The sequence below is a fragment of the Lacticaseibacillus parahuelsenbergensis genome (assembly GCF_030770265.1).
GTDB lineage: Bacteria > Bacillota > Bacilli > Lactobacillales > Lactobacillaceae > Lacticaseibacillus > Lacticaseibacillus casei.
The window spans coordinates 841,750-867,525 of record NZ_CP132482.1 but is presented as its reverse complement, the minus strand read 5'-3'; the positions used below and the strand labels follow the sequence as shown (position 1 = coordinate 867,525).

The following is a 25,776-nucleotide window of genomic DNA, read 5'->3' as shown; positions in this document are numbered from 1 at the left end:
GCCTCCTAAAGGTAAGTTACTTCAGTTTATCATGTTGGTAAGTATGAACGGTTTCCAATCCGGCAAACTGTTGCTGCCGCAGCGCCTCATATACCACCAGCGCCGCGCAGTTTGACAGGTTAAGTGCCCGGACATTTTCCGTCATTGGAATACGCAAGCACTGGTCGGCATGTTGCCGCATAAAACCCTCTGGCAATCCGGTGGTTTCTTTGCCGAACAAAAAGTAATGATCCACATCCGTATCGGTATAATCGCGATCTGAGTATGTCTGATCGGCAAACTTAGTGATGAGATACAGGTGCTGAGGATCCGCGACTGTGTCCATAAAATCATCTAGGCTGTCGTGATAAATAATCCGCACCTTCGCCCAATAGTCCAAGCCAGCTCGCCGTAAGTGCTTATCATCGGTTTCAAACCCCAACGGCTTAATCAGATGTAGGTAGCTATTGGTTGCGGCACAGGTCCGCGCAATATTGCCGGTATTTGCCGGAATCAGCGGTTCAAATAAAACTATGTGATTCGCCATGTTATCGTCCCTTCAACACAAGTGCTTTCAGTGTAGCACACTTGTAGCGCACAGTCCGCCCGTATCACCGCAATTTTATAGCCAGCTCCGACGATTTGTGACCCCGCCTTCTCCGTCGTTTCATGACCCAAAGTGGCAAAACAACGAGAAGCTCTGAGCAAGGCCGTTTTTGGGCAACAAAAAAACGCATTGCTTCGGAGCGCACTCAGCGAAGCGATACGTTAGTGAAGTAATTTATCGCAAACTTTTATCAATTACCCAAAAGCTAGCCCTGATAAAAGCCCGAAATAAATAGCTTAAAAGAATATTAACACCGGCTACCCCCGTTTTCAACCCCTTTACTTGACAAGATGTGCAACGATGTCGACCGCAAGCGATATTGTCTTAAGTAAGCAGTTAGCCAAAGTGTCACAAAAACTGTAACCTCTTAGAAGATACATCTAGGAGGAATCACATGAAGAAGGTTGTCTTAACAATGAAAGAAGAAGAACGTTACCGAGTCATCAAAGCAGTGGTCAATGGTAAGACCTCCGTGCAACGCGCAGCCGTTAAGCTCAAGCGCTCCGAACGAACCATCTACCGACTGATCAAGCTTTACAAGCAACAAGGCAAAGATGGCTTTATTCACGGCAATGCCGGTCGTGAGCCCGCCAACAAACGCAACGCACAACTCGAACGCCAGATCATTCATCTGTACACGAACAAGTACGCCGGCTTTAACATCGCCCATTTCCACGAGTTCTTAACCACTGCCGAACAAATCGCCATCTCCGAATCCTCACTCCGGCTCTTATTCAGACACCACCACATTCTCTCACCCAAAGCTCACAAGGCCACAAAACGTCGGATCAAGCGTGAATTAAAAGAAAAAGAAAAGAAGTCCAAGCTCCTATCCAAACGTGATGAAGCCACCTTGTCAGCCATCGAGGTCGTTGAAAACATCAAAGCCCATCCAGAACGTCCTCGGAAACATTATTCTGGTGAACAGGTACAAATGGATGCTTCCTGGGAGTATTGGTTTGGTACTCAAAAAACCACCTTACACGCAGCCATTGATGATCAGTCCGGGAACGTTGTCGGCGGCTACTTTGCCAAACAAGAAACACTCAGCGGCTATTATCATGTGTTTGCCCAAGTCCTTCGCGATTATGGCGCTCCAGCAGAATTCCTAACGGATCGGCGCACCGTGTTTAACAGCAACAAAAAAGAGGGCTCACCTTCGACCGAGAACCCTCTTACACGTTTCGGTTATGCCTGCCAGACACTTGGAACGGAACTTTCGGTCACCAGTATTCCGCAAGCCAAAGGCCGTATAGAACGTCTTCTGGAGACTTTTCAAGATCGGCTCACAAGTGAACTGCGGTTGCATAACATCACCACAATCGCAGATGCCAATCGGTTTTTGGTCGGCTTTATCAAGCGTTACAATGACCGCTTCGCATCTACCATCAAAAGTAGCATGTCGGTGTTTGATAAGCAACTAACACCCAAGGAAATTGACAATATTTTGATCATTGCCAATGAACGCAGCATCGGCCACGGACATTGTGTTCGCTTTGATAACAAACGCTATCTGCCACACCGGAATGGCGAATTGGTTTACTTACCCCCGCATACGAAGGTTTTAGTCATCAAAAGCTTCACGGGCAGACTTTATATGACCACTGATGATGACCAGGTGTACGACCTTTTCTGCGTGCCAAAAGAACAGTTCATGTCAGCCAAATTCGATCTTACGCCAGCTGCGGCACCAACTCCTAAACGAACCAAGAAAATCCCGGCAATTACGCATCCGTGGCGCCGCGCCAACTATCGCGATTACCTTGATTCTCTTGGCATTAACAGGACAAGGGTTAAACAGTTGGTCGCCGAACGATATCCATACAAGAATTCACAAGCGATTCAAGTCTAATTAGGATCATCTCGCGTCCAGTTTTCGGACGCATGTTTTATGGAATTTACTGTCAAAGTCGAAAATCGCTTGACACCCCTTTACTTGACAAGATGTGCAACGATTAACAGATCGACTTCAATGTGAATGCTCGAAAGCGGATTCGCAAGCATCGCGCGGCGACGTTCAGCCGGTGCCTGCCAAGACAATGGCGTCATCGTTAACAAATCAGCAAACTGATCGGCTGCTAACGGAAAGTCATACGTAATCGGATGAATTTCTGCTTGAGGAAAAGTCGCCAAAAAGCGATCCAGCACCGGGCGATTGTCGTAAGTTGCCTTGGCGGTTCCGGCGTACAAACCGGTCCGCAGTTCTTTTAGGTACCCCGCGCGCGGAATAATTTTCAACAACTGACCGTTCGACCGCAACACCCGGCGAAATTCTTGATAGTTGCCAGGCGAAAAAATATCGGTCACCGTGTCAAAAGCAGCATCGACAAACGGCAAATGGGCCAAATCAGCCACCGCAAATAAAGCCGGCGTTGCCAAACTGCCAGCTAAATTAATCGCTGGCGCCGAGATATCAAAGCCCACGGCCACCTGCCGCTTTTGCTCTGCCAAGTAAGCTGTCGGAGTGCCTTCCCCACAGCCAACATCCAGTAAGCGTTGATGCGGTTGCAAATGTGCTACCATAGCATCCAAAAATGGCCTGAACAAGCCGGCCGCAAGCATCCGCCGTCTAGCTGCCAACATCATCGCTGTATATTCGGTTGCGACTTGCTGGCTTAAAAAGTTCACGGTCCCTTTTCGACTAAAATCACGGACATGCCCCTGGGAACATACCAGCGAGTCCTTCTCAATCCGCATCGCGTTGCCGCAAACCGGACAGGCAAAAAGTGGCTCCTGCTGCGCGGCTAATTGAATTTTTGCTTCACGTTTTCGCATTATTTTCCCTTCTGTACATTACTGGCGCTTGTTGTAAACTAAAAGAAAAAAGCCAAGGAGCGTGCCATGCTTTCAATTTATCGCTTTGATGAGAAATCCGGTCAGCTGAATCCGCAATCGCGTATTCGCCCCGGCGTCTGGATTAATGCTGTCAATCCCACACCGGAAGAGCGTCAGCAACTTCAGGATAAAGCCAACCTTTCAGAGGCTTTCCTACTGTACGGACTTGATCCCGATGAAGGTGCCCGTTACGAATTTGATGAGGACAATGACAGCCACCTATTTATTTTTGATATGCCCACCGTCACGCGGGATGCACGCAAAAAAGTCGTTTACAAAACGGGCCCGCTAGCCATCATTATCACCAATATCGCGGTGATCACGATCAATGAAGAACCTATTCCGCTGCTAAGCCTTTTTTCTGAAGGCAAGATCAGTAACTTTAACCCTGAACACCAAAGCCGTTCCGTGATTCAAATTCTTTATCAAATTTCCATTAGTTACCTAACTTATCTGCGCGACTTGAACAAAGCTCGCGAAGCCATTGAAAGTAAACTTCAGCACAACCTGCGTAACGAAGAACTTTATGGGTTAATGGGCATCCAGCGTTCCCTAGTTTACTTCATGATGAGTCTTCGGACGGATCGTAATGTTTTGGAACAACTCAAACGAACCAATCCGTTAAATCTCAACGAAGACGATCAGGATTCTTTAGAAGATACCCTTATCGAAAATCAGCAGGCAGTTGAGATGGCGCAAATCAGCAATTCCATCATCAATGAAACCGCTGATACCTACTCGTCAATTATCAACAATAACATGAATGGCGTCATGAAGTTTTTAACTTCCTACTCGATTCTGCTGACAATCCCGACGCTGGTCTTCTCTTTTTACGGCATGAACGTCCATTTACCGCTGGCAGATATGAAAGTCAGTTGGATCATCACCATCGCCATCTCCATCGCGCTCGCCGTTGTTCTGGCCTTTCAATTTTGGCGCAACAAGTACTTTTGAGCGCGTCCTCCCAAGCCGGGATCACCGGCTTTTCTTTTTCTCTAAGTAAAAACCGAACATTAAAAAGAAAATAATCTATTTTGATTGACTTTTACATTTGATTCGCGTATCTTAGCACTTGGTGTTTTGAATAACACCAAAAATGCTTAACAATGTTCGGCTTTTGCGAAAGGATGAATCCGATGAACAACGGCATGCAGATTTTTGATTATGAAGACATTCAAATGATTCCCAACAAATGTGTGGTGCGCTCACGCAAAGAGGTTGATACCAGTGTGAAATTCGGCCCACACACCTTTAAGATTCCGGTTGTTCCTGCCAATATGCAGACCATCATTGATGAACCTTTGGCGATCTGGCTGGCCGAACACGATTACTTCTATATTATGCACCGGTTTCAACCGGAACGGCGCATGGATTTTGTCCGCGACATGAAGAAGCGCGGCCTGATTGCCTCAATCAGTGTCGGCGTCAAAGATGAAGAATTCGATTTTATCGAAGCACTGGCAGCCAATGAATTGAGCCCGGACTATATCACCATCGATATTGCCCATGGTCATGCGCAAATTGTGATTGACATGATTCAACATATCAAACACTACCTGCCAAATGCTTTTGTGATTGCCGGCAACGTGGGTACGCCCGAAGCTGTCCGCGAACTCGAAAACGCCGGTGCCGATGCAACTAAAGTCGGGATTGGCCCCGGTAAAGTCTGCATCACCAAATTAAAAACCGGTTTCGGGACCGGCGGCTGGCAGCTCGCTGCCGTTCGCTGGTGCGCAAAGGCTGCCCGCAAACCGATTATCGCTGACGGCGGCATCCGCAACAATGGCGATATTGCCAAGTCCATTCGGTTTGGTGCGACCATGTGCATGATCGGCTCTCTGTTTGCCGGCCATGAGGAAACACCGGGCAAACACGTCACGATTGATGGCAAAGAATACCAGGAATATTACGGTTCCGCATCGGAATATCAAAAAGGTACCCACCATAACGTTGAAGGTAAGAAGATTCTTTTGCCGGTGAAGGGTAAGATCGGTGACACGTTAAAAGAAATGCAGGAAGATCTGCAGTCTGCTGTTTCCTATGCTGGTGGTCGCGACCTTGAAGCCTTAACCAAAGTTGATTACGTGATCGTTAAAAACTCAATTTTTAATGGTGACCAATACTAAAAAGCTTACCTTTTGTAAGTATTGCGAGTCGACTGCGGCTGTGCTATGCTAAGTGGGTTGAACTGTTCGAATATAACCGTTAAAAAACAAACCACAAACAAGGAGTGATAGCATACATGGCTAAAAAGTCAAAGATTGCCAAAGAAAAAAAGATTGAAGCGACGATTGCCAAATACGCACCGCTGCGTGCCAAGTATAAGGCTGAGCACAATTATGCCGCATTGCAGGCGTTACCGCGAAATGCGTCCCCTGTTCGTGCCCATAGTCGTGATGAGCTTGATGGTCGCCCACATGCTTACATGCGTAAATTCAAGATGTCGCGTTTGAACTTCCGCGATTTGGCCCATAAAGGTCAGATCCCCGGCGTTCGCAAGGCATCATGGTAAAAAAAGACACCTAGCTGGCTTGTCTCCCAAATCTTGGCGGAGCAAGCCGTGCTAGGTGTTTTTTTATGGGTGCGTTATGGCGACCACTGCTTCGGCTAGTCTTGTGTTTCGTACAGCAAGGTCGTGCCAACTTTAAAGGTCGGCCGGTGCGTAGGCTTGAGATAAATCGCGTTTTGCATCGGCTTATCTGCAGGAACATCCCGGAACAATAAGGTCACGTGCCCGATTGCTTTCAGATTGCTAATCGCCAGTTGCCCGACGTAGGTCATCGTAAAGGTTGTCTCGTCAATCGTTATCCGATCACCTGCTTGAATCGAAAACTGCGCGAGTGACGCGGGATCAGCAAATTGCTGAATCACCGCTACATCACGTAATGCGTCTGTTGCTTGCGGTCCAAACAAAATAATCATGGGATCCTTAGAGCTCAATGCATCCTTGCCAATTGCCGTTACTGTTGCCTTAAATTGCATGTTAAAGCCTCCGATTGTTGTTGAGCGCGAACCGGCTCGTTAAGCCAGTCACGGTAAATAACCATAAAATTTTATACGTTCTTGAAGTGTAAAATAATTACTTTGGCATCCTGGAAAAAGCAACGCTTACCAACCAAGTGCGCTAACTAGATCTTGCTGCCACGCCCGGTCGTCCGCTATTTCCATTCAGGTCACGCTTTATATCATAGCATAAGCAAAGTCAAAACATGCTATACTCAACATAAATTCGAAAGGAGCAATCGGTTCATGAAGCAAAGACTCTTATTAGGCGGTTACACGCGCCATGGCGGTGCCGGTATTTACGCAGGTACTTTTGACGATACTCAGGGACAATTGGCTGCGCCTACCCCACTGATTTCCGATTTAGGCTCACCGACCTACTTAGCGGTATCCGATGACAATATTTTATATGCCGTCGATGCAGAAGGTGATGAAGGCGGGGTTGCCAGCTATGATCTGAATACTAATCCTCCCCGCTTGATTAACCGGGTTTTGGCACCCGGCTCATCACCCGCCCATGTTTCCATCGATGAAAATCGCCAGCTCGTTTATGCCAGCAACTACCATGAAGGCCGTATAAATGTTTATAAAATCAACCACGACCACAGTTTAACGGCCACGGATGAGGTCGTTCATTCAGGCAATGGTCCTCGTCCGGAACAGGATAGCGCCCACGTCCACTTTGCGGCAGTCACGCCAGATTTTCAGCGACTCGCAGTTGTGGATCTTGGTAACGACACCTTGACGACCTATGCCGTTAGCGATGCCGGTAAACTCAGCGATCCGGTCGTCTTCCATACCGAACCGGGATTTGGCCCGCGGCATATTGCCTTTAATCACAATCAGCCAATCGCCTATCTGCTTGGTGAGTTATCCAGCAAAGTCAGTGTTTTAAGCTACGACGCCGCTACCGGCAGCTTTGAGCTTATTACAACATTGCCAACCATCCCGGCCGACTATACCGACCACAATGGTGCCGCCGCGATCCGCCTCAGCAGTGACCAACGTTTTCTTTACGTCTCTAACCGCGGTTTCAACAGCTTAACGGTCTTTGCTGTCAGCCCCGACGGCCGCAATTTGACGCAGTTGCAGCAAATCAGCACGGCTGGCGACTTTCCACGCGACTTCAATTTTGATTTGACTGAACATTACATTTTGGCCGTCAATCAAAATACCAGCAACGGAACCTTATACAGCCGCGATCCGAAAACCGGTACACTCACGGAACAGCAACGCGACATCCCGACACCAGAAGCCGTCAATGTCTTGTTCTTGGCGGATAAGTAGCGGATTTTTTAACTCGCGTGGGATTTGCTTAATTACCATATATGATGAAATCGGTCAGCAAATGCTGGCCGATTTTTTGACGAGATCCCCCGTCCCCGTCTTCGACCAGCACAACCACCACTGCTACCGGATTCTGTAAGATCCCAATAAATTGCGGCTTCAATGTGGCAAGCGAGCTAAAACCTTGTATACTGTTAACATTGAGAATTGGAGGGTTATTATGTTTGATATTATTAAAGCCGTGATTATCGGGATCGTCGAAGGGCTGACGGAATTTCTCCCGATAAGTTCCACCGGCCACATTGACCTGGTTGATCAGGTCGTTAAGTTGTCCCAAGGACGCGAATTCATGAACATGTTTGAATACGTCATTCAGTTCGGTGCAATTTTAGCCGTCATTTTATTATATTTCAATAAGCTGAATCCATTTTCCAAGCCAACCGTTAAGGAACAAAACGCAACCTGGCAGTTATGGGCAAAAGTCATCATTGCGGTTTTGCCTTCCGTCGTCGTTGGCCTGCCGCTCAACGATTGGATGGATAAACATTTACATACACCACTTGTCGTTGCCACTACTTTAATCGTCTACGGGGTTTTGTTCATCATCGTTGAAAACTACCTCAAAAATAAACCGTCACACATCACGACATTGGCTGACATCACTTACCAAACAGCGCTGTTGATCGGTCTTTTCCAGGTTCTGTCAATTGTCCCTGGCACTTCCCGCTCCGGTGCAACGATCCTGGGGGCCTTATTAATCGGTACATCCCGTTATGTTGCGACCGAGTTCTCTTTCTTCTTGGCGATTCCGACCATGGTTGGGGTGTCGATTCTAAAAATCGGCAAGTACTTGCTGCAAGGTAACGGCTTCACCGGTGAGCAGTGGATGGTCTTGTTAACCGGCTCCGTCGTTTCATTCCTGGTTGCCATCGTCGCCATCAAGTGGCTGCTTAAATTCGTCCAGACGCATGACTTTAAACCCTTTGGCTGGTACCGAATCGCGCTCGGTGCTATCGTGTTGCTTGTGATGTTCCTTTAAAAATGCCATAGGAGGCTAATATGTTACGAGAAGTTGCTGTTGAAAATTATACGCATATTCCCCAAGCCTTAGCTGCCGGCGCCGATCGTATTGAGCTTAATGATAATCTGGCGGTAGGCGGCACAACGGTTTCGAAAGGCGTTATGGCGGAAAGTGCAAAATATGTCCATGAACACGATCGCAGTCTTGTGACCATGATTCGGCCACGGAGCGGGAACTTTGTTTACAATGACACCGAATTAAAAATAATGGAAGCCGACTTGTTTGAAGCCCAGGCACTCGGTGTTGACGGTGTGGCTTTTGGCGCCTTGACCGCAGATGGCCTGATCGACGAAGACGCGATGACCAGCCTGATTGCAGCGAGTGCCGGCATGAGTGTGGTTTTCCACATGGCCTTTGATGCCATCCCCGAAGACCAGCAACCGGCCGCTATTGACTGGCTGGCGGCTCATCATGTTGACCGCATCTTAACGCATGGCGGACCGCTCACAATCCCGATCGAGTCCACTCTTTCCCATTTACAAACGCTGATCACTCACGCCGCGGATCAAATCACGATTCTTCCCGGCGGCGGGATCACCAGCCAAAACGCCGCGGCGATTGCTGACAAGTTAGGCGTCAAAGAATTGCACGGTACTAAGTTGATTCAATTTTAAACCAAACCCGATCGCTTCTCACCTGTGCTAGACGCGATTGAATAAGGCTACACCAAAATCGGTTCTCGGAACAAAAGGCACACCAACACGCCTTTCGTCTCGGAACCGATTTTTTGATACATTGATAAACTGCTTCGAACTAGCTTAAACCGGTTTTTCTTTTTAGATAACGCGCGGTATGATACTAGAGGGAAAAATGAAACGAGGGTTACGCATGATGCGAAAAATTTTTATCGGTGTACTAGCATTCTTCGGACTTTTGACCTTAGCCGGCTGCCAGAAAAAGGCCCAGCCGACTTACCTCAAAACGCCGTATACACAAAATGAATTCGTGATGGGCACGACTTGTACCTTGACGATTTATGATAAAGGCAAAAAATCGGCGCTCAAAGATGGTTTTGACATGATCCACCATGTTGACGATGAAGCGACGCTGACCCGCGGTGGTTCGGTGCTTGATAAAATCAATGACAATGCCGGCATTAAACCGGTCAAAGTGCCAAAAGACTTCATGCCGCTATTGGAGAAAGCTTATTATTTTTCCAAAAACTCAAATGGCAGTTTTGATATGGCGATCGGTGCAGTGACGAATCTGTGGCAAATCGGCTTACCAGGGGCGCGGGTACCAGCGCAAAGCGAGATCGACCAAGCATTACCGCTGGTTAACTGGCGCGATGTCAAGCTTGATTCAAAGAACAACACCGCCTATCTCACCAAAAAAGGTATGCGTCTTGATTTCGGCGGCATTGCTAAAGGCTGGGTGGCTGATAAAGTCCGCGACGTGTTACGCAAAGACGGCGTCACCGCGGCGATTATCGATCTTGGCGGTAACGTGGTGGTCATGGGCCACTCGCCACTTGGGGCCAAACGCGACTGGCATGTGGGCATCCAAGATCCGACTGCTGCGCGCGGCACTGCTGTCGGCACCATTCCGGAAAGTGACGAGTCGATTGTCACTGCCGGCACTTACGAGCAATATCTGATTTCCCACGGCCATAAATACATTTACCTTTTTGATCCCAAAACCGGCTATCCTTATGACAACAATCTAGCTTCAGTCACCATTGTTTCCAAAAAAAGCGTGGATGGCGATGCGCTGTCAAATGCCGCTTTTGATAAGGGATTGAAAGATGGCTTGCAGTATATGAATGCTAAAAATAGTCAGCACATCCAAGCCATTTTCATCACCAATGACAAAAAAATCTACTTAACCAACGGACTCAAGAAACAATTTAAATTTGACTCTGACTCAGGTTACCACAAAGGCAATTTCTAAAGGTTCGCGTTAAATACAAACACGCCCAAAGTCAGTCACCGCTTGAAACTGACTTTGGGCGTGTTTGTATGCGAAAAAATGAATTTATTAAACGGGATCTCCACTCATCCCCGTAATGGTAAATGCAACCGCTCAGCCAACCCTGCCATATCACTGGGCAATGGCGCCCGCAAATCCAGCCATTGCTTTTTCAGCGGCTGCCAAAAATGCAGATGGGCACAATGCAACGCCTGCCGTTCAAAGCTGACGCGTTGCCGGCTGTACAAATCGTCCCCGAACAACACGTGCCCGATCGCCGCAAAATGCACCCGAATCTGGTGTGTCCGACCGGTGTGCAACGTCACCAACACAGCCGCGGCCTGCGAAGTCTGCGCCAGCGTTCGATATTCGGTCACGGATGGCTTGCCAGTCGTGCTCACGATTCGCCGCATATAAAAGCCTTGGCTCACCCCAATCGGCAACACGATCCACCCATGGGCAGGCAACGGCGACTTAGCAGTGACAATTGCCACATATTGCTTCAGGAACGCCTCACTATGCAGTTGTCGATCCAGCAGACTATGCGCCAGACTGTGCTTGGCAAATACCATTAAACCACTGGTATCCCGATCTAGCCTAGTGACAACGTGGACCGCCTGACTTTCCGCATGGGTTTTAATCAAATACGCCTTGACCATATTGGCCATACTGTCATTCTTGCGACCAATCGCTGGAATCGACGCCACGCCGGCTGGTTTGTTGACGACTAGATAATCATCATCCTCATAACAAATCGTAAGATCATGCGGGTACGGAACAACACTGTCTGCCGCTTGCTCGGGAGCGGTTTGAACCAGGATTCGGTCGCCCGTGCGAATCCCATACGCGGTATTGCGTTGCCGCTTATTGACAAAAATAAAACCGCCTTGATAGTGGAGCTTTTTGAGTTGGGCACGGGAAAAGCCCTGTTGTCTTAAAAAAGCCCCCAACTTAAGCGGCGGCCCTTCGTAATGCCATTCAAAACGCATTAATGTTTCGCTCCAATAAAAGCATCTTCGACCCGATCCCAAAAATGCATGTGCCGATAACGGGCAAAATGAATCCGTTCTTTGGCAATCTTATAACGAATCTGTTTGATCGTTGGCGGATTGATGACGAACTGATCGACTGTCATCACATAATCATCCCGACCAGTCGGCTCCAGCGTCACCCATTCATCAGGCGCCGTAATGATCGGTGAGCTGAGCGTTCGAAACACCCGATTATTAATCGACGCAATTTCGGTCACCTGAAGTGCGTCCAACCGCGGATGCATGACGGCACCGCCGTTTGACTTGCTGTAAGCTGTCGAACCGGTCGGCGTGGAAACACACAGGCCATCGCCTCGAAAACTCTCGAAGAAATCGCCTTTAATATAAACTTCTGTCCGCATCGTACCATTCAACCGCTTCAAAGTTGATTCATTAAGCGCCAGATAATGGGCACTCGTAGCATCCGCATACATGGCACGAACATCCAAAAGCGGATAGCTCACACTCTGTCCGGAATCTTCTTTTAAGGCAATGACAAGGTCTTCAATTTCAAAATCACGCCAATCCGTGTAAAATCCCAGATGACCGGTATGCACGCCAATAAAGCGAATGGTATCCAGTTGGTCAGCGTATCGATGAAAGGCCGACAACAACGTGCCATCACCGCCGATTGTGATGACAACATCGGGGTGCCGCTCATCCAGTTCAAAATGGCCGTTTTTTAACAGTTTAATTAACTTTTGGGCTGCCGTGATGGAGGCAGGTATGCTATTATGAAAAACCGTTACGCGCATCTTATTCATCCTTTTTACTGTCAGGCTTTTTTTCGTCAGTTGTATCGGGATACGGCTGTTGTCCCTTGCCATAAACAAATAAATGTTGGGCTTCCTGAATTTCTTCGCGAATATCGGACATTTCCTTGTCAAGCATGAAGGAAGCTTCCGCCGCTCGCTTAAGCCGGGCTTTTAACGTGTCCGGAAATTCACCATTGTATTTGTAATTCAGGCTGTGCTCGATCGTTGCCCAAAAATTCATCGACATGGTGCGAATCTGGACCTCGGCTAGAATCTTTTTTTCGCCGTGAATCAGCTGCACCGGATACTCAATCACAACATGATAGCTGCGATAGCCGGAAGGTTTCACATTGGTCACGTAATCCCGTTCTTCGACGATCTTCATATCCGTCCGCTGACGAAGCAGATCGACCACCTGATAAATATCTTCCACAAATTGGCACATAATTCGCAGACCAGCAATGTCTTGCATATCCTGTTCCAAAAGCTCATCGCTAATGAACCGACGACTCTGCTTCTCAATAATCGAACTGACCGGTTTAACCCGTCCCGTCACGAATTCAATGGGCGTATGCTCATTGGCCTGTTGAAATTGTTTGCGCATGCCACGAAATTTAATCTTTAATTCCCCGACCGCTTGTTCATACGGCATTAAGAAACTGTCCCAGTCTCTTTGCATTACTGGCCCTCCCATACTAAACTACTAATAATGTGGTATGTGTTTTGTCAGTCAACAAGTCCAAGTTCAATCGGTTGACTTGCCAACAGCTAACGACAGCACTCACGACCACCATTCTATCATATTTTTGGCATGTAACCGGTGCCGTTGTGTTTGGAGGCAACCTATGTCCATTTCCCGCGAACAGGAATTTAAAACTTGTTTAACCAAAACCGCATTTCTGGCGATTTTGAATCATTTTGAGTTTGACCCGGCTTTTTCCCAAATGAACACCTATTATGACACAGCTGACGGCGCTGTCAAAGCGGCACGTCTTGGCTTGCGGATTCGCCAGTTTGCCGACCACGCCGAGCAAACGCTGAAGGTTCCCAACAACAGTCAACATCGCGATCTTCAGGAAATTACCGATCCGCTCACATCGATGGAAGCGCAAAATTTAATTGAGCGGGGTGAGCTTAAGCCCGGCCAGGTCACCCAAGCATTGGCAGCCCGCCACATTGACCCGGCAAGCGTCCATCCGCAAACACAAGCCAAAACAACCAGACGACTCGCACATCTGCCGGCTGGCTTGTTAACACTCGATCAGACCTTTTATATCGACCAAACTTCCGATTTTGAATTGGAAATGGAGTATCAAAACCTAGATGAAGCCAAAAAATTCTACGATAACTTGCTACAGAATTTTCACATAAAAAAACAACCTGTCATCAATAAAGTACAACGTGCATATGAGCATGTGCATGATTCACAAGCTAAATAATTGTTACTTGCGCGATTTCTGATAAAGTAAGTGTAGAAATTTGTTGCCAGCACATTGGAGGCCAAGACCGTGTTAGAAATTTTTCTTTTTTTCAATCCGATTGGCAGTATCTGTCTGAGTACAGAACAAAAGCTGCTACACCAACTGGATAAATTCCAACAAGAGGTAAAAGTTCATTTTGTTCCGGTTCTCAATCTGGACATTATTGAACAATTCATGCAGTACGAACAATTAAACGTTCACAGCCTTGCCAAACGAAATCAATTGTTGCGTGCCGCTTATAACCTTGCATTGGATTATAAAGCGGCCCAGTACCAAGGCAATAAGAAGGCGCGCATGTTGCTGTTGCGATTACAACAACACGCGCCGCTGGTTCAGTATCAATACGATGCCGCCTTCGTTGCCAAAATGCTGACGAAATGTCGTTTAGATCATGAAATGTTTTACGAGGATCGGCAGCGCACCGAAGTCAAAATGGGGTTTGATTCCGATCAGCGTACTGCCAATCAGATGGGTATTACGCAGACCCCTTCCCTTGTCATTGTGGACACGGATCGCGCCGTTGATGACGGTCATGCTGTCTTAATCGAGCAAATCAGTGATGCCGATCTCATTCCGCAACTCTGTGACCTCATCAGAACAGATCCGGCGCGATTCTTCACTGAACAACCGGAAAATATGGGCGGTCATTTTCGATTCTTTTAAACGCCTCTAACATCGTCACCCACCTTCTCGATTAAACGACCTAGCTTGATAACTGGCAGGTTTCTTAGCTGATCGGTTTCATCTGGCAGCAAACAGTTTAGCTGAATAGTTCTATGGTGTACTTGGGGCCTTGCGATCATGCAAGGTCCTTTTTATATGAGCGTGAGCCAGCCCGGTTAGAAGCCGGAGTGTAAGTGTCCTTGAGTGTGATGGCCCGGGTTTAGGCCATTTAAGCGCTAACCCCCTCATCCGCAATCTTTTCCTGATAAGCGCGTTATGTTGGCCAGCTTCCGATCAATATCTGCAAACCATTGTGGCAATTGGCGCCACCGATAACGCGAACCATCAAAACCGATGAGGCCAGCATCTTTGATTAACGCCAACCAATGGTCAGCAAGTATCATGGCAAGCGTTCCGGCTGGCAGTATGGGCGTCCAAATATCTGGTAACGCGCTTACCCAGAAACGCTGGCTTTGCGCTGCTGTGAAGCTCTTGCCTTCAAATGTCAGTAGCCATTGAATCCGCAACCGTAATTCTGGAACGCCAAAATGCCGCAGCGGATGCGGTTGATCATGAACCACCCAGGGGGCACCTTGCAAATTATGCCGCCTTTCATACGCCTGTGCTTGGAGACTCATCCATGGACGTGCGCGCTTCTGCAAGCTTAAAGCGATTTGTCTGGCCTGTCGATAGCCATCAACTGGTTCGGACTGCCACTGTTGGCTTGGCGAGTGGTCATGCGCATAGTGCGTCCAAAGCCGACCTGTTTCTTTTAGCTGTAACCGCGACAAAGTTCCGATCTGTACGTTTAAATACCACAACGTTAACCGTTCATTTTCCAGCGTCAAGAATTTGCGGGCTTGTCTTTTTCCTTGTGAATCGTGGTACCGACGTCCTAAGATCCAACTCACTTGCCAGCCACGGCGATGATACATCGTCGTCCGTTTCTTTAAGTCAGGAATACTCAACGGACTCGCCTGAAATTCCAACACTTTAGGTGGTTGTTGGTGAACCAGAATATCGGCACGCTGGCGGATCGCGGCATCATAATATTCCAGTGTTGCCGATCGCTCATGCTGACGCAGCCAAGTTGCCAACCAGCTTTTCCCGGCCAGATGTTCGGCACTTTCCGGCTCGCCTTCACCAACTGGTCGCTGTCGATGAGCAAAGTGTGCCGGCAGTACGACGCCATTTTTGATGAACACCCGCTGTTGGCAAAGTGGGCAATGAAAACGACCGCCAGCCAATTGACGGGCCTGCTGATGACTGGTTAATGTGATGCGGCGATTATTCTCGTCTAACGCTACAAACATCATTTTCACCTCGTCTACAGATTACGCCAACAATCAAAAATGCCTTGTCCCTCCGCTAATCATCGGTTGGACAAGGCATTTCGGTTACGAGCTATTGAATTAGACACTTTTTGCAAAGTTAAAATGGACACCCAAATTAATTTTTAAAACTGTGAATTGGCGCCGGGATCCGCCCGCCGCGGTTGATGAACTGAGTGGCATCGCCGTCATTGACTGCCATGATCGGAGCGGTACCAAAAAGTCCGCCGAATTCTACCTGCTCACCCACGTGTTTGCCTGGCACGGGAATCACGCGAACGGCCGTGGTTTTATTATTGATCATGCCAATCGCTGCCTCATCGGCAATCATGCCGCTAATCGTGGTATCCGGTGTATCACCCGGAACTGCCACCATATCCAGTCCGACCGAGCAAACAGCCGTCATTGCTTCTAACTTTTCCAAACTGATCTGGCCGTTAGCTGCGGCCGTAATCATGTTTGCGTCCTCGGATACCGGAATAAAGGCGCCTGACAAACCGCCGACCCGTTCTGCTGCCATAATGCCGCCTTTTTTCACGGCATCATTAAGCAAAGCAAGCGCCGCCGTTGTTCCCGGTGTGCCAACATGGCTGAGGCCCATCGTCTCTAAAATCTGAGCCACCGAATCGCCTTTGGCTGGGGTTGGCGCGAGACTTAGATCAACAATATTAAACGGTACATTCAACCGTTCAGCTGCCACCTTACCCACAAATTGTCCCATTCGTGACACTTTAAACGCGGTCTGTTTAATGGTTTCACAGACGCCTTCAAAGCTGGCGTCCGGTTCGGCGGCCAACGCCCGTTGCACGACTCCGGGACCGGAAACACCAGTATTAATCGCCACGTCACCCTCAGAAACACCCCAGAAGGCACCGGCCATAAACGGATTATCTTCAACGGCATTGCAGAAGATCACCAGTTTCATCGCATTCTGTGGCTTACGAGCGGCGACCTGCTTGACCACCGTACCCATTAGCTTCACGGCATCCATGTTCAAGCCACTGCGAGTGCTGCCAATATTAACCGAGGCACAAACCCGCTCGGTCGTTGCCAATACTTCAGGCAAACTTTTCATCAAGGCAATTTCCGCATCCGTGCTGCCATTTTGAACCAAAGCCGAATAGCCGCCGATTAAGTCAACGCCCAGGTCTTTCGCTGCCCGATCCATTGCCTTGGCAACCGGACGAAAATCCAACGTTGGGTCAGCACCTGCCAATAGACTGACCGGTGTCACACTGATACGTTTATTGACAATCGGAATGCCGTACTCATCGCTAATGGCCTCCGCAACCGGAACAAGGTTGGCGGCTTTGCGCATGATTTTGACATAAACGTGATCGGCCGTTGTCTGTAAATCGCCGGTCACACAATCCAGCAAGGAAATTCCCATCGTGATGGTGCGGATATCCAGGTTTTCCTCGCTGATCATTTCAATTGTTTCTTTAATCTGTTGCGTTTCCATGACTACTCCCTCATTGAGCTGATTGATGGTGATTAAAGCCGATGCATGGCATCAAAAATTTCTTGGCGGGAAACTTTAATCTCCACACCGATCTTGTCGCCTAAAGCCGTCAGATGCTGCTTAACGGACTTGAAGCTGGCATCATCCGGGATCTTGGCAAGCAGCATCATGGTAAAAGCCCCTCGCATGATGGTTTGCGATACATCCAAAATATTGACGTTCAAGTCGGCCAATGCCGTTGTCACTTGGGCAATGATCCCGACTTTATCAGTTCCAATAACGGTTACGATGACTTGCATGATTTGTCCTCTCTCTAAAAGCTTCATTTTGATTGGTGCTTAAAACGATGTCTCATTTTACCATAATCTGCTTCGCAACTTTGGGAGATCTTCAAGTACTTAGGCCTTGGCATCGACAAATTATTTTTTCAATCAAACTATCTTAAGATTCAAGGCAGCACTGAACAAATGCCGTGATAAACTAAATCGTGTGCCGTGATAAACTAAATCGTGGAGGCAGAAAATGAAAGTCGTTAAATATTTTGCGGCACTGCTTGGCATGGTGCTGTTCGCATTCGTGTTAAGTCAGGTGCATCCCGATCACAACGCGCCTTTAACCAATGATACTCGCGCCAACATTTGGGTGCTGAGCGATACCCACTTCATCGCGCCTGGCCTGCACGATGAGCGCACCGCTTACACTGAAATCAAGAAATCCGCTGCCGGTAAGGACATGGATTATCAACCGGTAGCCATTCATGCCTTGGTACAAAGTGCGCTTAAGGCGCGGCCAACAGCTTTGATCATCACCGGTGATGTGACATTTAATGGCGAAAAAGCCAGCGCGGAAAGCTTGATGCGGCGCCTGCAACCGCTTGTCGACAATGGCACCAAGGTTTTGATCATTCCGGGTAACCATGACATTTACGACGGCTGGGCACGTGCTTACAAAGGCAAGCAGCAACTGATGACAGAGCAAATCAGTCCCAGCGACTGGCGACAGATTTTTCATGCTAGTTACGTACAGGCGGCGGCTCAGGATCCGAACAGCCTGAGCTATCGTGTGAATCTGAACCATCAATACCAGCTACTGCTTCTCGACAGCAATATTTACACGATAGAGCCATCCAATCGCCCGCCTAACACAGGTGGCAAACTCTCGCCGCAAACATTGAGTTGGGTCCGTCAGCAGCTTGCCATTGGCGCTCATGCCCATCGCAAGTCAATCGTTTTCATGCACCACAACCTTTATAACCACAATGAGGCTGTGAATGAGGGCTATGTTTTAGACAATAGTGATGCGTTAAAGAAGTTACTGACCAAATATCATGTTCCGCTGCTGTTTTCCGGTCATATCCACGCCCAGGACATCAGTCGTGATCCGACTGGTCAGTGCCCAACGATTGAAGTCGTCAGCGGGGCTTTTTCAATCAGTCCGGCAAGTTATGGCATTGTTAGTTTCAGTCCGAATAAAATTACTTATCAGAAAAAAGCTACGGATCTAACGCCTTACCTGACGTCTGCGCAACGAAAAAATCCTGATTTATTGCATTATCAACGATACTTAAAACGTCTCTTCCTTCAAGATGGTGAAGGTTTGGCATATGGTGATTTGATGGACAACGGTGTGACCAATGAACACGATTTAGATGCGGCGGCCAGACTGATGGGGATCCTTAACTGGCGCTTTTTCACAGGTGATGATCACCCAAGCAAAGCTGAACTCAATCGCCTCCATGCCGACCCGGGCTGGGCTGTCCTCGAACGCTCGCCGATGTTGCGTCGCTATCTTAAAACCATTGTGCAGGACCACAATCTGAATGATCAACATCTTGTCATCAAGCATCCCTAATACTGTTCATCGGCAATGTTTTATTTTCTAAAAAGCAGGCCTTAGCGTCAACGCCAAAAGCGTTACTCTAAGGCCTGCTTTTATCAGTATTGATGAACGAATGGCTTCTTGAGACTAGGATCACAACTGCGGCTGGCTTAAATGCTCCGTTAATCGAGTGATCGCTTTGGTAACAAGTTTCGGATCAGTAGCTAAGTTCAAGCGAACATACGTCGCCGTTTTGGGCGAGAACCATGCACCGTAGTCAACTGCCAAACCACAGATGCCCTCAACAAAGGCTTTGATGTGGTCAGGTGCCACGTATGCGCCAATATCAACATAGGCTAAATAAGTCCCTTGAAGATCGGCAACGGTCGCTTTGGGGGCCGCCTGCGCTAAGCCATCCAACAATTGCCGGTAGTTAAACCGAACCACCTGAAGGACCTGATCCAGCCACGCAGCGCCATGCCGATAAGCAGCCTCGCCTGCGACCTGCCCCATCAAGCTGGTATCAACCGGATGCAGCTGCTTGATAAAATCGGCATACTTGGCGCGCAGTTCTTCATCCGGAATGATGATATGGGAATTCAGCAACGCAGCAAGATTGAACGTTTTCGAAGGGGCATTCAACACCACGAGATTTTGGCGGGCTTTGCCTTCCGCCACCTGCAAGGCTGACGTAAATTTAGGGCCGCTGACTTCAAGGTCGCCATGGATTTCATCGGAAACCACCGTGATATCATGCTGACTGGTAATCGCAAACAGCCGAGTTAATTCGTCCCGGGTCCAAATCCGGCCGACCGGATTATGCGGCGAACACAGAATCATCGCTTTAATGTGGGTTGTTGCCAGCGTCTTTTCCAGTTGATCGAAATCCATTCGCCAGCCATCGGCAGTTAATTGCAGATCAACCGAAACCACGCGGCGTCCGAGGTCTTTGATCGCATTCATGAATGGATAATAAACCGGCTGCATGATTAAAACTGGATCGCCGGGGTCGGTCAGCCAGTTGACCATGGCATATAACGACTTCACCACGCCGACGCCAAACCGCATCCATTCCGGTTCGACTATCACGCCATGTCGCTCTTTTTGCCAATTAATGAACGCATCATAATACGATTGTGGGCGGATAGAGTAGCCAAACGTCCCTTCCTGCACGCGGGCGGTGAGCGCATCGAGGACCGCTTGCGGCGCCTTGAACTCTGTATCGGCAATCCACATTGGCAACAAATCATCCCGGCCAAATTCTTCTTTTAATCCATCCCACTTGACGGCGTTACTATTTCGCCGATCAACCAAGTGCGCATCAACAAAGGCTGCAACGTCAGCTGGCAATTCTTCCATCAACGATCCCTGCTTTCTTGCTTTTGTTGTCATTGTACGCATCCTGTCAGGGTGTGTCCACCACGGTCAGACCGAATTCTTGCTATCGTCTTACAGCTAATGCACTTAAGCAAGAACCTGTTTCAACGCCGGCTCAATCGCTTCAGGCGTTGTTTTCGGTGCAAAACGTTTTACAACTCGGCCATCGCGATCCACAAGAAACTTCGTGAAGTTCCATTTGATCGACTTCCCCAATTCACCAGGCGCTTCGGTTTTAAGATATTTGAAAAGTGGGGCCGTGTGCGCACCGTTAACTTTGATAAGCTGATGCATCGGGAAACTAACCCCATACTTCATTCGGCACGCCTCCGCCGCTGCATGACCGTCCGCCAACTCCTGTTTGAATTGATCAGAAGGGAAACCCAAGATGACTAATCCTTGATCTTTGTATTTTTTATACAGTTTTTCCAAACCGTCAAATTGTGGCGCAAACCCGCATTTAGTCGCCGTATTCACGATCAGCAACGGTTGCCCCTTATATTTGCTTAATGAGTACGCTGCGCCATCTTCCAAAGTTGCATCGAAATCATAAATTGACATAGTTGGTCCGCCTTTCTTAATCAAAGTTGATGCCTTATACTAACACTTTTGGCGAAACAAACGGTACCGAAAAAATTCTTAAAACTTTTGCTTGCGTGGCCTACGCGCTTCCGCTATAATCATTTATGTTGTTGCCGCGATGGCGGAACTGGCAGACGCGCAGTGTTCAGGTCGCTGTGGGATTTATTCCCGTGCAGGTTCGATTCCTGTTCGCGGCATTATAAATACTCACTTTCTTGAGTATTCAATGTCCGGGCAACATACAATTGGTCTTCCCAAGATGATTGGGAGGGCTTTTTTTATTTTAACACCGCATTGCCCCTGCACAACCCCCGTGCTAACCTTAAAAGATGGAGGCGAACCAATGACACATAAGACGCACCGCGCATTTGGCTGCTACGGGATTGCAACCATTGATCAACGCTTGATCGTCATTCGTAAAAATGGCGGCCCTTACATCCACCGCTTTGACCTTCCCGGCGGCAGCTTAGACGGACCCGAGCCGCTCGAGCATGATGTCCTGCGGGAGTTCAACGAAGAAACGGGGCTCACCACCACAATTGATCGTCAGTTGGGCGCTACCAGTTTTGTTTATCCTTGGCAGTATGAGCACTGGACCATTAATCAACATATCTGTGTTTTCTACACACTCACGATCACCGGTGGTCAATTAGCTAAAACCGTACCGCAATTCATCGGTCAGGATTCACTTGGCGCACAGGCCGTCCCACTGGAAAAATTAACTTGGGATAATGCTTCGCCACTGGTCATGTTTGCAAAAAGCTTTTTACAAACCGGTCAGGCGGATTTAACCACTAAAACATTTAGTGAATGGACTGTCTTGAAGGAGGGCTCTGATTCATGAAGCAATTAACGGAACAGTTAGCGCAGGCAATCGTGCGGCCGCGGCAACGCAATACTTACAAAGGTAGTTTTGGCAAAATCCTTATTGTCGGTGGCAACGCTCAATTCGGGGGTGCCGCAATCATGAGTGCCAGTGCGGCGGTTTATGCCGGCGCCGGATTAGTCAGTGTAGCGACCGATCCGGTCAACCGCAGCGCCTTGCACGCCCGCTTGCCTGAAGCCATGATTCTCAATGCTGCCTCATCTGCCCTAGAAACGGCTATTCGTCAAGCCACGGTAATTGTCGTCGGTCCGGGATTGGGAACCGATAACGCTGCCTTGGCGATTTTAAAGCGAGTCTTTGCGGCAGTTGAACAGACGCAGGTTCTAATCATTGATGGTTCTGCCATTACCCTTGTGGCTGCGCATCATCTCGACTACCCGAACGCGCAGCTCATTTGGACGCCTCACCAGGTTGAATGGCAGCGATTGTCTGGCCTCGCACTCCCCGACCAAACTGTCACCGCCAGTCAACAGGCAGCCAGACGCATTCCTGGCATCGTTGTGGCCAAAAGTTCCCAGACGCATGTTTTTGTTGGCGATGACGTTTACGAAAATATGGCCGGTGGTCCGGCAATGGCCACAGGCGGCTCTGGCGACACGCTAACCGGCATCATTGCTGCGTTTGCGGGTCAATTTCAGCCACTGAAGCAAGCGGTGTTGGCAGCCGTATTCGTCCACTCACACGTCGCTGATATTGTCGCTATGAATAGCTACGTGGCATTACCCACGATGGTGATTCGGGAGCTGCCTGCCTATCTGAAACAATTGTCTGAATCTTAAAAAGGTTGCCAACCAGTTCAGAGCATTTCCTTCATATAAGTGGGCAAGTCAGATTAAAAGCGGCGGCAAGAGCAGATTTTTCCACTCTTGCCGCCGCTTTTTATTAACGCAAGCCTATTTGGTACGCAGAACGCACCAAAACAATCTAGCCGCTATTGGGATATCTGTGCCAACTGTGCCCGTTCTTCATCCGTCAACGCGCGATAGTCGCCAGCTGCCATATTTTCCGGTAAACGCAGCGGTCCCATCGCGATGCGGGTCAAAGCCAGCACCTCATTATCGACCGCCAGCAGCATCCGCTTGATTTGATGATACTTACCTTCTGTGATCGTCATTTGGATCACTTTATTATCAGTTGCCGGCACCACCGTTACTTCTGCCGGGGCTGTCGTAAAATCCTCTAAAACAATGCCTTGTTCTAGCTGGCGCTTCATGTCATCAGTGAGCGCTTTTGCCAGTGTAGCCGTATAGGTTTTGGCAACGTGATGATTCGGCGCCAAGAGTCGATGCCCTAAATTGCCGTCGGTGGTCAGTAATAATAGTCCCGTCGTGTCTTTATCCAACCGGCCAACCGGGTATAAACCAGGCCGGTAATCATGCGGCCGAATCAAATCAAGAACAGTCGGTTGTACCGGATCCTCGGTTGCTGTAATGACCCCTGCCGGCTTATTCATCAAATAATCGACTTCAAGTGGCCCATCGGCTTGAGCATCGTTCACTTCCACTGCAACGCCCGGTAAAATATTGTAGCCCGGATCCGTTACGAGTTCCCCGGCAACCCGAACGCGTTTATCACGAATGAGCGCCTTGACTTCTTTTCGACTGCCAAATTGCAAATGACTTAAATACTTATCTAATCGCATAACATCACCGAATGTGTAAAATTTCGCGTAACCGACTGACTCGTTCGCCAATAATCATATCTGCCAAGCGCGTTTTTAAAATTAAATAACCATAAATCAGTACCCCGACACCAACCGCTACCAACAAAACCAAAGCAGCGCCAAACTGACTTTGCGGGTTGATGATCATGCCGGAAAGGTTCACGATCAGGTAGCAAACGGCGCACATGATCAATGAAAACGCCAGAATACCGATACCGCGACGAATCGTTTGACGCACGTGAATATTGTACATCCGATTCGTCGAATACAGCATCAACAGGCTTGATACCGTCATGCCAAGCATCGTTGCGATAATCGGCCCATAGACATCGAAAAAGAAAATCATCGGCCACTGCGCGATGACTTTGACCGCCATCCCCACTAACATTTCCTGAATTGCCAGACGATTGTTGAATAGGCCCTGAAGAATCGCAGCTAACACCGTAAATAGGCCCAGTAAAATTGCTAAAATTGATGACCACTGTAATAGCCTGATGCCCAACCAATCCATATCACGATAAAACAAAACATATAAGGGACGCGCAACCGCCACCATCCCAAAGGCTGAAGGAATCATCACAATAAAGAACAGCTGTAAGGTGTTCGTGATTTGCCGCGCCAACCCCGCAACATCACCACGCGTTTTGGCACCGGCCAGCAAGGGCACAACGGTAATGGCCATGGCAACCGCCAAGCTAACAATAATCATAATCAACTTATTCGCATTACCGGCAAATAAGGCATAGAACCGATCCAGCTGATCCTCACTTACGCGATAAAAAGCCTTCATCATCGGGTTAAACGTATATTGATCGATGATGTAGTAAATGTTAATCGTCGAATCCATGATGATGAATGGAATTGCCTGACGCACCACATCCAACAAAATCTCGTTGACGCTGATGTTCAGAGCCTGTTTACTTTGCGCCTCTAACGCATCTAAGCGCGGCTTTTGCTGAACGAAATACACAACCAATAGACCGAGTCCAAAAACTGCGCCAATAAACGCCGCAAATGTTGAATGAACCACCGCATCTAAGTAATGATGATTGCCGGCAACCATAATCGCATACGTCATCACCAGCATGTACAAAATTCGGGCGACCTGTTCAACAAACTGGCTGATCGCGCTTGGTGCCATTTCATTGTACCCTTGGAAAAAGCCGCGAATCAGACTCAATGATGGGATTAGCAACAACGGCCACGCCAACGACCGGAAAACCGGGATCATCCGCGCATCCCCTGCCGCTAATAACGGTGCCAAAAGCCACATCGCACCGCAAGACAAAACACCCATAAGCAGCATGGCGATTGTTCCATGATAAAAGAGCCGCATGCCCGTTTTATACTCGCCCATCGCGTTGTACCGGGCAACTTGCTTGGAAACCGCCCCTGGAACACCCGCGGTTGAAATAATCAAAAACAGACTATAAATCTGATAGCCCTTGGTAAATAAGGCATTTGCCGTTAGAAAAGCTGCACCGAGCCAAATACGCCACGGAATGACATAGATGGCTCCTAAAATCCGTGAAAAAACACTGCCGGCAGTCATCCACGCCGAACCGCGGATCATTTTTTCCTTGTCTGAACGTGGCGGCTGATTGCCGCTGCCCAGCAAATTTTCCATGATAAGCTCCTGTCGTGTTGCGTAATCCTTTATATTTTAGGCAATCCACGCCTCACTTGCAATCTTTCCCGGATTTCTTTGGTGAATCAAAAGAAAACTTTGATAATTCTGGATAAGGCAATTATTAATATGATACCACGCCAAAGGAGGTTTAAAGACCGACTTGGCGTAATAGTATGGGATAGTCTGGAATGACGGGCTTTGCTTGGGGGGTTAACTTGTGTTTATAGTTGTTAGGGGGCTGGTTGATGCTCGCCATAACACGCTCGCCAGCGCAGAAGCCTTGCGTGTAAGGGCCTTGGACGTAATGGCCTAAGCCCGGGCCATCACGCCCAAGGCCACTTACACTCCGGCTTCTAACCGCGCTGACTCGCGCTCAAAAAAATCAGTACCATCGACC

General features: G+C 48.4%; 27 protein-coding genes and 1 tRNA gene. 14 read left to right on the top strand and 14 right to left on the bottom strand.

Annotated elements, in window-relative coordinates:
- Positions 1-16: 16 nt before the first annotated feature.
- A complete protein-coding gene (gene trmL, locus LACPH_RS04210; RefSeq protein ID WP_049169083.1) occupies positions 17-526 on the bottom strand; it encodes a tRNA (uridine(34)/cytosine(34)/5-carboxymethylaminomethyluridine(34)-2'-O)-methyltransferase TrmL in 510 nt (169 codons plus the stop codon).
- A 454-nt stretch (positions 527-980) separates the two neighbouring features.
- On the opposite strand from trmL, the gene LACPH_RS04205 reads away from it, so the two are divergent.
- Positions 981-2,438 carry an ISNCY family transposase gene (locus tag LACPH_RS04205; RefSeq protein ID WP_306387269.1) on the top strand — a complete coding sequence of 486 codons (1,458 nt, stop codon included), beginning with the start codon at positions 981-983 and terminating at the stop codon, positions 2,436-2,438.
- Between the two features lie 80 nt (positions 2,439-2,518).
- On the opposite strand, the gene LACPH_RS04200 is transcribed toward LACPH_RS04205, so the two are convergent.
- Positions 2,519-3,361, bottom strand: a complete 843-nt coding sequence (locus tag LACPH_RS04200; RefSeq protein ID WP_274784584.1) for a methyltransferase domain-containing protein — start codon at positions 3,359-3,361, stop codon at positions 2,519-2,521.
- 66 nt (positions 3,362-3,427) lie between these two features.
- Between LACPH_RS04200 and LACPH_RS04195 the strand changes: the two genes are divergently transcribed.
- The 3 genes from LACPH_RS04195 to rpsN all read left to right on the top strand — a co-directional run bounded on the left by LACPH_RS04195 (position 3,428) and on the right by rpsN (position 5,933).
- Positions 3,428-4,375, top strand: a complete 948-nt coding sequence (locus LACPH_RS04195) for a magnesium transporter CorA family protein (RefSeq protein ID WP_010489474.1) — start codon at positions 3,428-3,430, stop codon at positions 4,373-4,375.
- 194 nt (positions 4,376-4,569) lie between these two features.
- Positions 4,570-5,547: a GMP reductase gene (locus tag LACPH_RS04190; RefSeq protein ID WP_032958395.1), complete on the top strand. Its 978-nt coding sequence runs from the start codon at positions 4,570-4,572 to the stop codon at positions 5,545-5,547.
- 116 nt (positions 5,548-5,663) lie between these two features.
- Positions 5,664-5,933, top strand: coding sequence for a 30S ribosomal protein S14 (gene rpsN, locus LACPH_RS04185; protein ID WP_003564153.1), 270 nt, complete (start codon positions 5,664-5,666; stop codon positions 5,931-5,933).
- Between the two features lie 95 nt (positions 5,934-6,028).
- On the opposite strand, the gene LACPH_RS04180 is transcribed toward rpsN, so the two are convergent.
- Positions 6,029-6,403 (bottom strand): PTS glucitol/sorbitol transporter subunit IIA, encoded by a 375-nt coding sequence (locus LACPH_RS04180; RefSeq protein WP_274784583.1) that lies wholly within the window; start codon positions 6,401-6,403, stop codon positions 6,029-6,031.
- 267 nt (positions 6,404-6,670) lie between these two features.
- Between LACPH_RS04180 and LACPH_RS04175 the strand changes: the two genes are divergently transcribed.
- Positions 6,671-7,711, top strand: a complete 1,041-nt coding sequence (locus tag LACPH_RS04175; protein ID WP_306387268.1) for a lactonase family protein — start codon at positions 6,671-6,673, stop codon at positions 7,709-7,711.
- Between the two features lie 28 nt (positions 7,712-7,739).
- Here LACPH_RS04175 and LACPH_RS04170 read toward each other — a convergent pair whose 3' ends face one another.
- Positions 7,740-7,874 (bottom strand): hypothetical protein, encoded by a 135-nt coding sequence (locus LACPH_RS04170; RefSeq protein WP_306387267.1) that lies wholly within the window; start codon positions 7,872-7,874, stop codon positions 7,740-7,742.
- Between the two features lie 57 nt (positions 7,875-7,931).
- Here LACPH_RS04170 and LACPH_RS04165 point away from each other — a divergent pair, with 57 nt between their 5' ends.
- The 3 genes from LACPH_RS04165 (at position 7,932) to LACPH_RS04155 (ending at position 10,682) form a co-directional block, all read left to right on the top strand.
- A complete protein-coding gene (locus tag LACPH_RS04165; RefSeq protein ID WP_025012504.1) occupies positions 7,932-8,750 on the top strand; it encodes an undecaprenyl-diphosphate phosphatase in 819 nt (272 codons plus the stop codon).
- Positions 8,751-8,770: 20 nt separating this feature from the next.
- Positions 8,771-9,406 (top strand): copper homeostasis protein CutC, encoded by a 636-nt coding sequence (locus tag LACPH_RS04160; protein WP_274784581.1) that lies wholly within the window; start codon positions 8,771-8,773, stop codon positions 9,404-9,406.
- A gap of 217 nt (positions 9,407-9,623) precedes the next feature.
- Positions 9,624-10,682, top strand: coding sequence for an FAD:protein FMN transferase (locus LACPH_RS04155; protein WP_274784588.1), 1,059 nt, complete (start codon positions 9,624-9,626; stop codon positions 10,680-10,682).
- Positions 10,683-10,786: 104 nt separating this feature from the next.
- On the opposite strand, the gene LACPH_RS04150 is transcribed toward LACPH_RS04155, so the two are convergent.
- Genes LACPH_RS04150 through yjbM form a run of 3 tightly spaced genes read right to left on the bottom strand, consistent with a single transcriptional unit; the run spans position 10,787 to position 13,165 of the window.
- Positions 10,787-11,689 (bottom strand): RluA family pseudouridine synthase, encoded by a 903-nt coding sequence (locus LACPH_RS04150; protein WP_274784580.1) that lies wholly within the window; start codon positions 11,687-11,689, stop codon positions 10,787-10,789.
- A complete protein-coding gene (locus tag LACPH_RS04145; RefSeq protein ID WP_010489527.1) occupies positions 11,689-12,486 on the bottom strand; it encodes an NAD kinase in 798 nt (265 codons plus the stop codon). The genes LACPH_RS04150 and LACPH_RS04145 overlap by 1 nt, the downstream gene beginning before the upstream one ends.
- A 1-nt stretch (position 12,487) precedes the next feature.
- The gene (yjbM, locus tag LACPH_RS04140) at positions 12,488-13,165 is read right to left on the bottom strand and encodes a GTP diphosphokinase (protein WP_010489529.1); all 678 of its coding nucleotides are present in this window, start codon (positions 13,163-13,165) and stop codon (positions 12,488-12,490) included.
- A 166-nt stretch (positions 13,166-13,331) separates the two neighbouring features.
- Between yjbM and LACPH_RS04135 the strand changes: the two genes are divergently transcribed.
- Positions 13,332-13,925 (top strand): CYTH domain-containing protein, encoded by a 594-nt coding sequence (locus LACPH_RS04135; RefSeq protein WP_274784579.1) that lies wholly within the window; start codon positions 13,332-13,334, stop codon positions 13,923-13,925.
- Between the two features lie 69 nt (positions 13,926-13,994).
- Entirely contained in the window at positions 13,995-14,630 is a 636-nt protein-coding gene (locus LACPH_RS04130) for a DsbA family protein (protein WP_274784578.1), read from the top strand.
- Positions 14,631-14,875: 245 nt separating this feature from the next.
- Here LACPH_RS04130 and LACPH_RS04125 read toward each other — a convergent pair whose 3' ends face one another.
- The 3 genes from LACPH_RS04125 to LACPH_RS04115 all read right to left on the bottom strand — a co-directional run bounded on the left by LACPH_RS04125 (position 14,876) and on the right by LACPH_RS04115 (position 17,722).
- A complete protein-coding gene (locus tag LACPH_RS04125; protein WP_306387681.1) occupies positions 14,876-15,943 on the bottom strand; it encodes a competence protein CoiA in 1,068 nt (355 codons plus the stop codon).
- 136 nt (positions 15,944-16,079) lie between these two features.
- Positions 16,080-17,423, bottom strand: coding sequence for a PFL family protein (locus LACPH_RS04120; protein WP_274784577.1), 1,344 nt, complete (start codon positions 17,421-17,423; stop codon positions 16,080-16,082).
- Positions 17,424-17,455: 32 nt separating this feature from the next.
- Positions 17,456-17,722 carry an ACT domain-containing protein gene (locus tag LACPH_RS04115; RefSeq protein ID WP_010489536.1) on the bottom strand — a complete coding sequence of 89 codons (267 nt, stop codon included), beginning with the start codon at positions 17,720-17,722 and terminating at the stop codon, positions 17,456-17,458.
- A 223-nt stretch (positions 17,723-17,945) separates the two neighbouring features.
- Here LACPH_RS04115 and LACPH_RS04110 point away from each other — a divergent pair, with 223 nt between their 5' ends.
- The gene (locus LACPH_RS04110) at positions 17,946-19,274 is read left to right on the top strand and encodes a metallophosphoesterase (RefSeq protein ID WP_274784576.1); all 1,329 of its coding nucleotides are present in this window, start codon (positions 17,946-17,948) and stop codon (positions 19,272-19,274) included.
- A 120-nt stretch (positions 19,275-19,394) separates the two neighbouring features.
- Here LACPH_RS04110 and LACPH_RS04105 read toward each other — a convergent pair whose 3' ends face one another.
- Positions 19,395-20,600 carry a MalY/PatB family protein gene (locus tag LACPH_RS04105; protein ID WP_306387680.1) on the bottom strand — a complete coding sequence of 402 codons (1,206 nt, stop codon included), beginning with the start codon at positions 20,598-20,600 and terminating at the stop codon, positions 19,395-19,397.
- A 105-nt stretch (positions 20,601-20,705) separates the two neighbouring features.
- On the bottom strand, positions 20,706-21,179 hold the full coding sequence (locus tag LACPH_RS04100; protein ID WP_025012497.1) for a glutathione peroxidase: 474 nt from the start codon (positions 21,177-21,179) through the stop codon (positions 20,706-20,708).
- Between the two features lie 133 nt (positions 21,180-21,312).
- Between LACPH_RS04100 and LACPH_RS04095 the strand changes: the two genes are divergently transcribed.
- The 3 genes from LACPH_RS04095 (at position 21,313) to LACPH_RS04085 (ending at position 22,865) form a co-directional block, all read left to right on the top strand.
- A tRNA-Leu gene (locus LACPH_RS04095) sits at positions 21,313-21,397 on the top strand.
- A gap of 146 nt (positions 21,398-21,543) precedes the next feature.
- Complete coding sequence (locus LACPH_RS04090) at positions 21,544-22,044, top strand: NUDIX hydrolase (RefSeq protein WP_274784574.1); 501 nt, start codon at positions 21,544-21,546, stop codon at positions 22,042-22,044.
- Positions 22,041-22,865, top strand: a complete 825-nt coding sequence (locus LACPH_RS04085; protein WP_274784573.1) for an NAD(P)H-hydrate dehydratase — start codon at positions 22,041-22,043, stop codon at positions 22,863-22,865. The genes LACPH_RS04090 and LACPH_RS04085 overlap by 4 nt, the downstream gene beginning before the upstream one ends.
- Positions 22,866-23,017: 152 nt before the next feature.
- On the opposite strand, the gene LACPH_RS04080 is transcribed toward LACPH_RS04085, so the two are convergent.
- The gene (locus LACPH_RS04080; protein ID WP_274784572.1) at positions 23,018-23,728 is read right to left on the bottom strand and encodes a pseudouridine synthase; all 711 of its coding nucleotides are present in this window, start codon (positions 23,726-23,728) and stop codon (positions 23,018-23,020) included.
- A 4-nt stretch (positions 23,729-23,732) separates the two neighbouring features.
- On the bottom strand, positions 23,733-25,376 hold the full coding sequence (locus tag LACPH_RS04075) for a putative polysaccharide biosynthesis protein (RefSeq protein WP_025012494.1): 1,644 nt from the start codon (positions 25,374-25,376) through the stop codon (positions 23,733-23,735).
- Between the last annotated feature and the right edge of the window lie 400 nt (positions 25,377-25,776).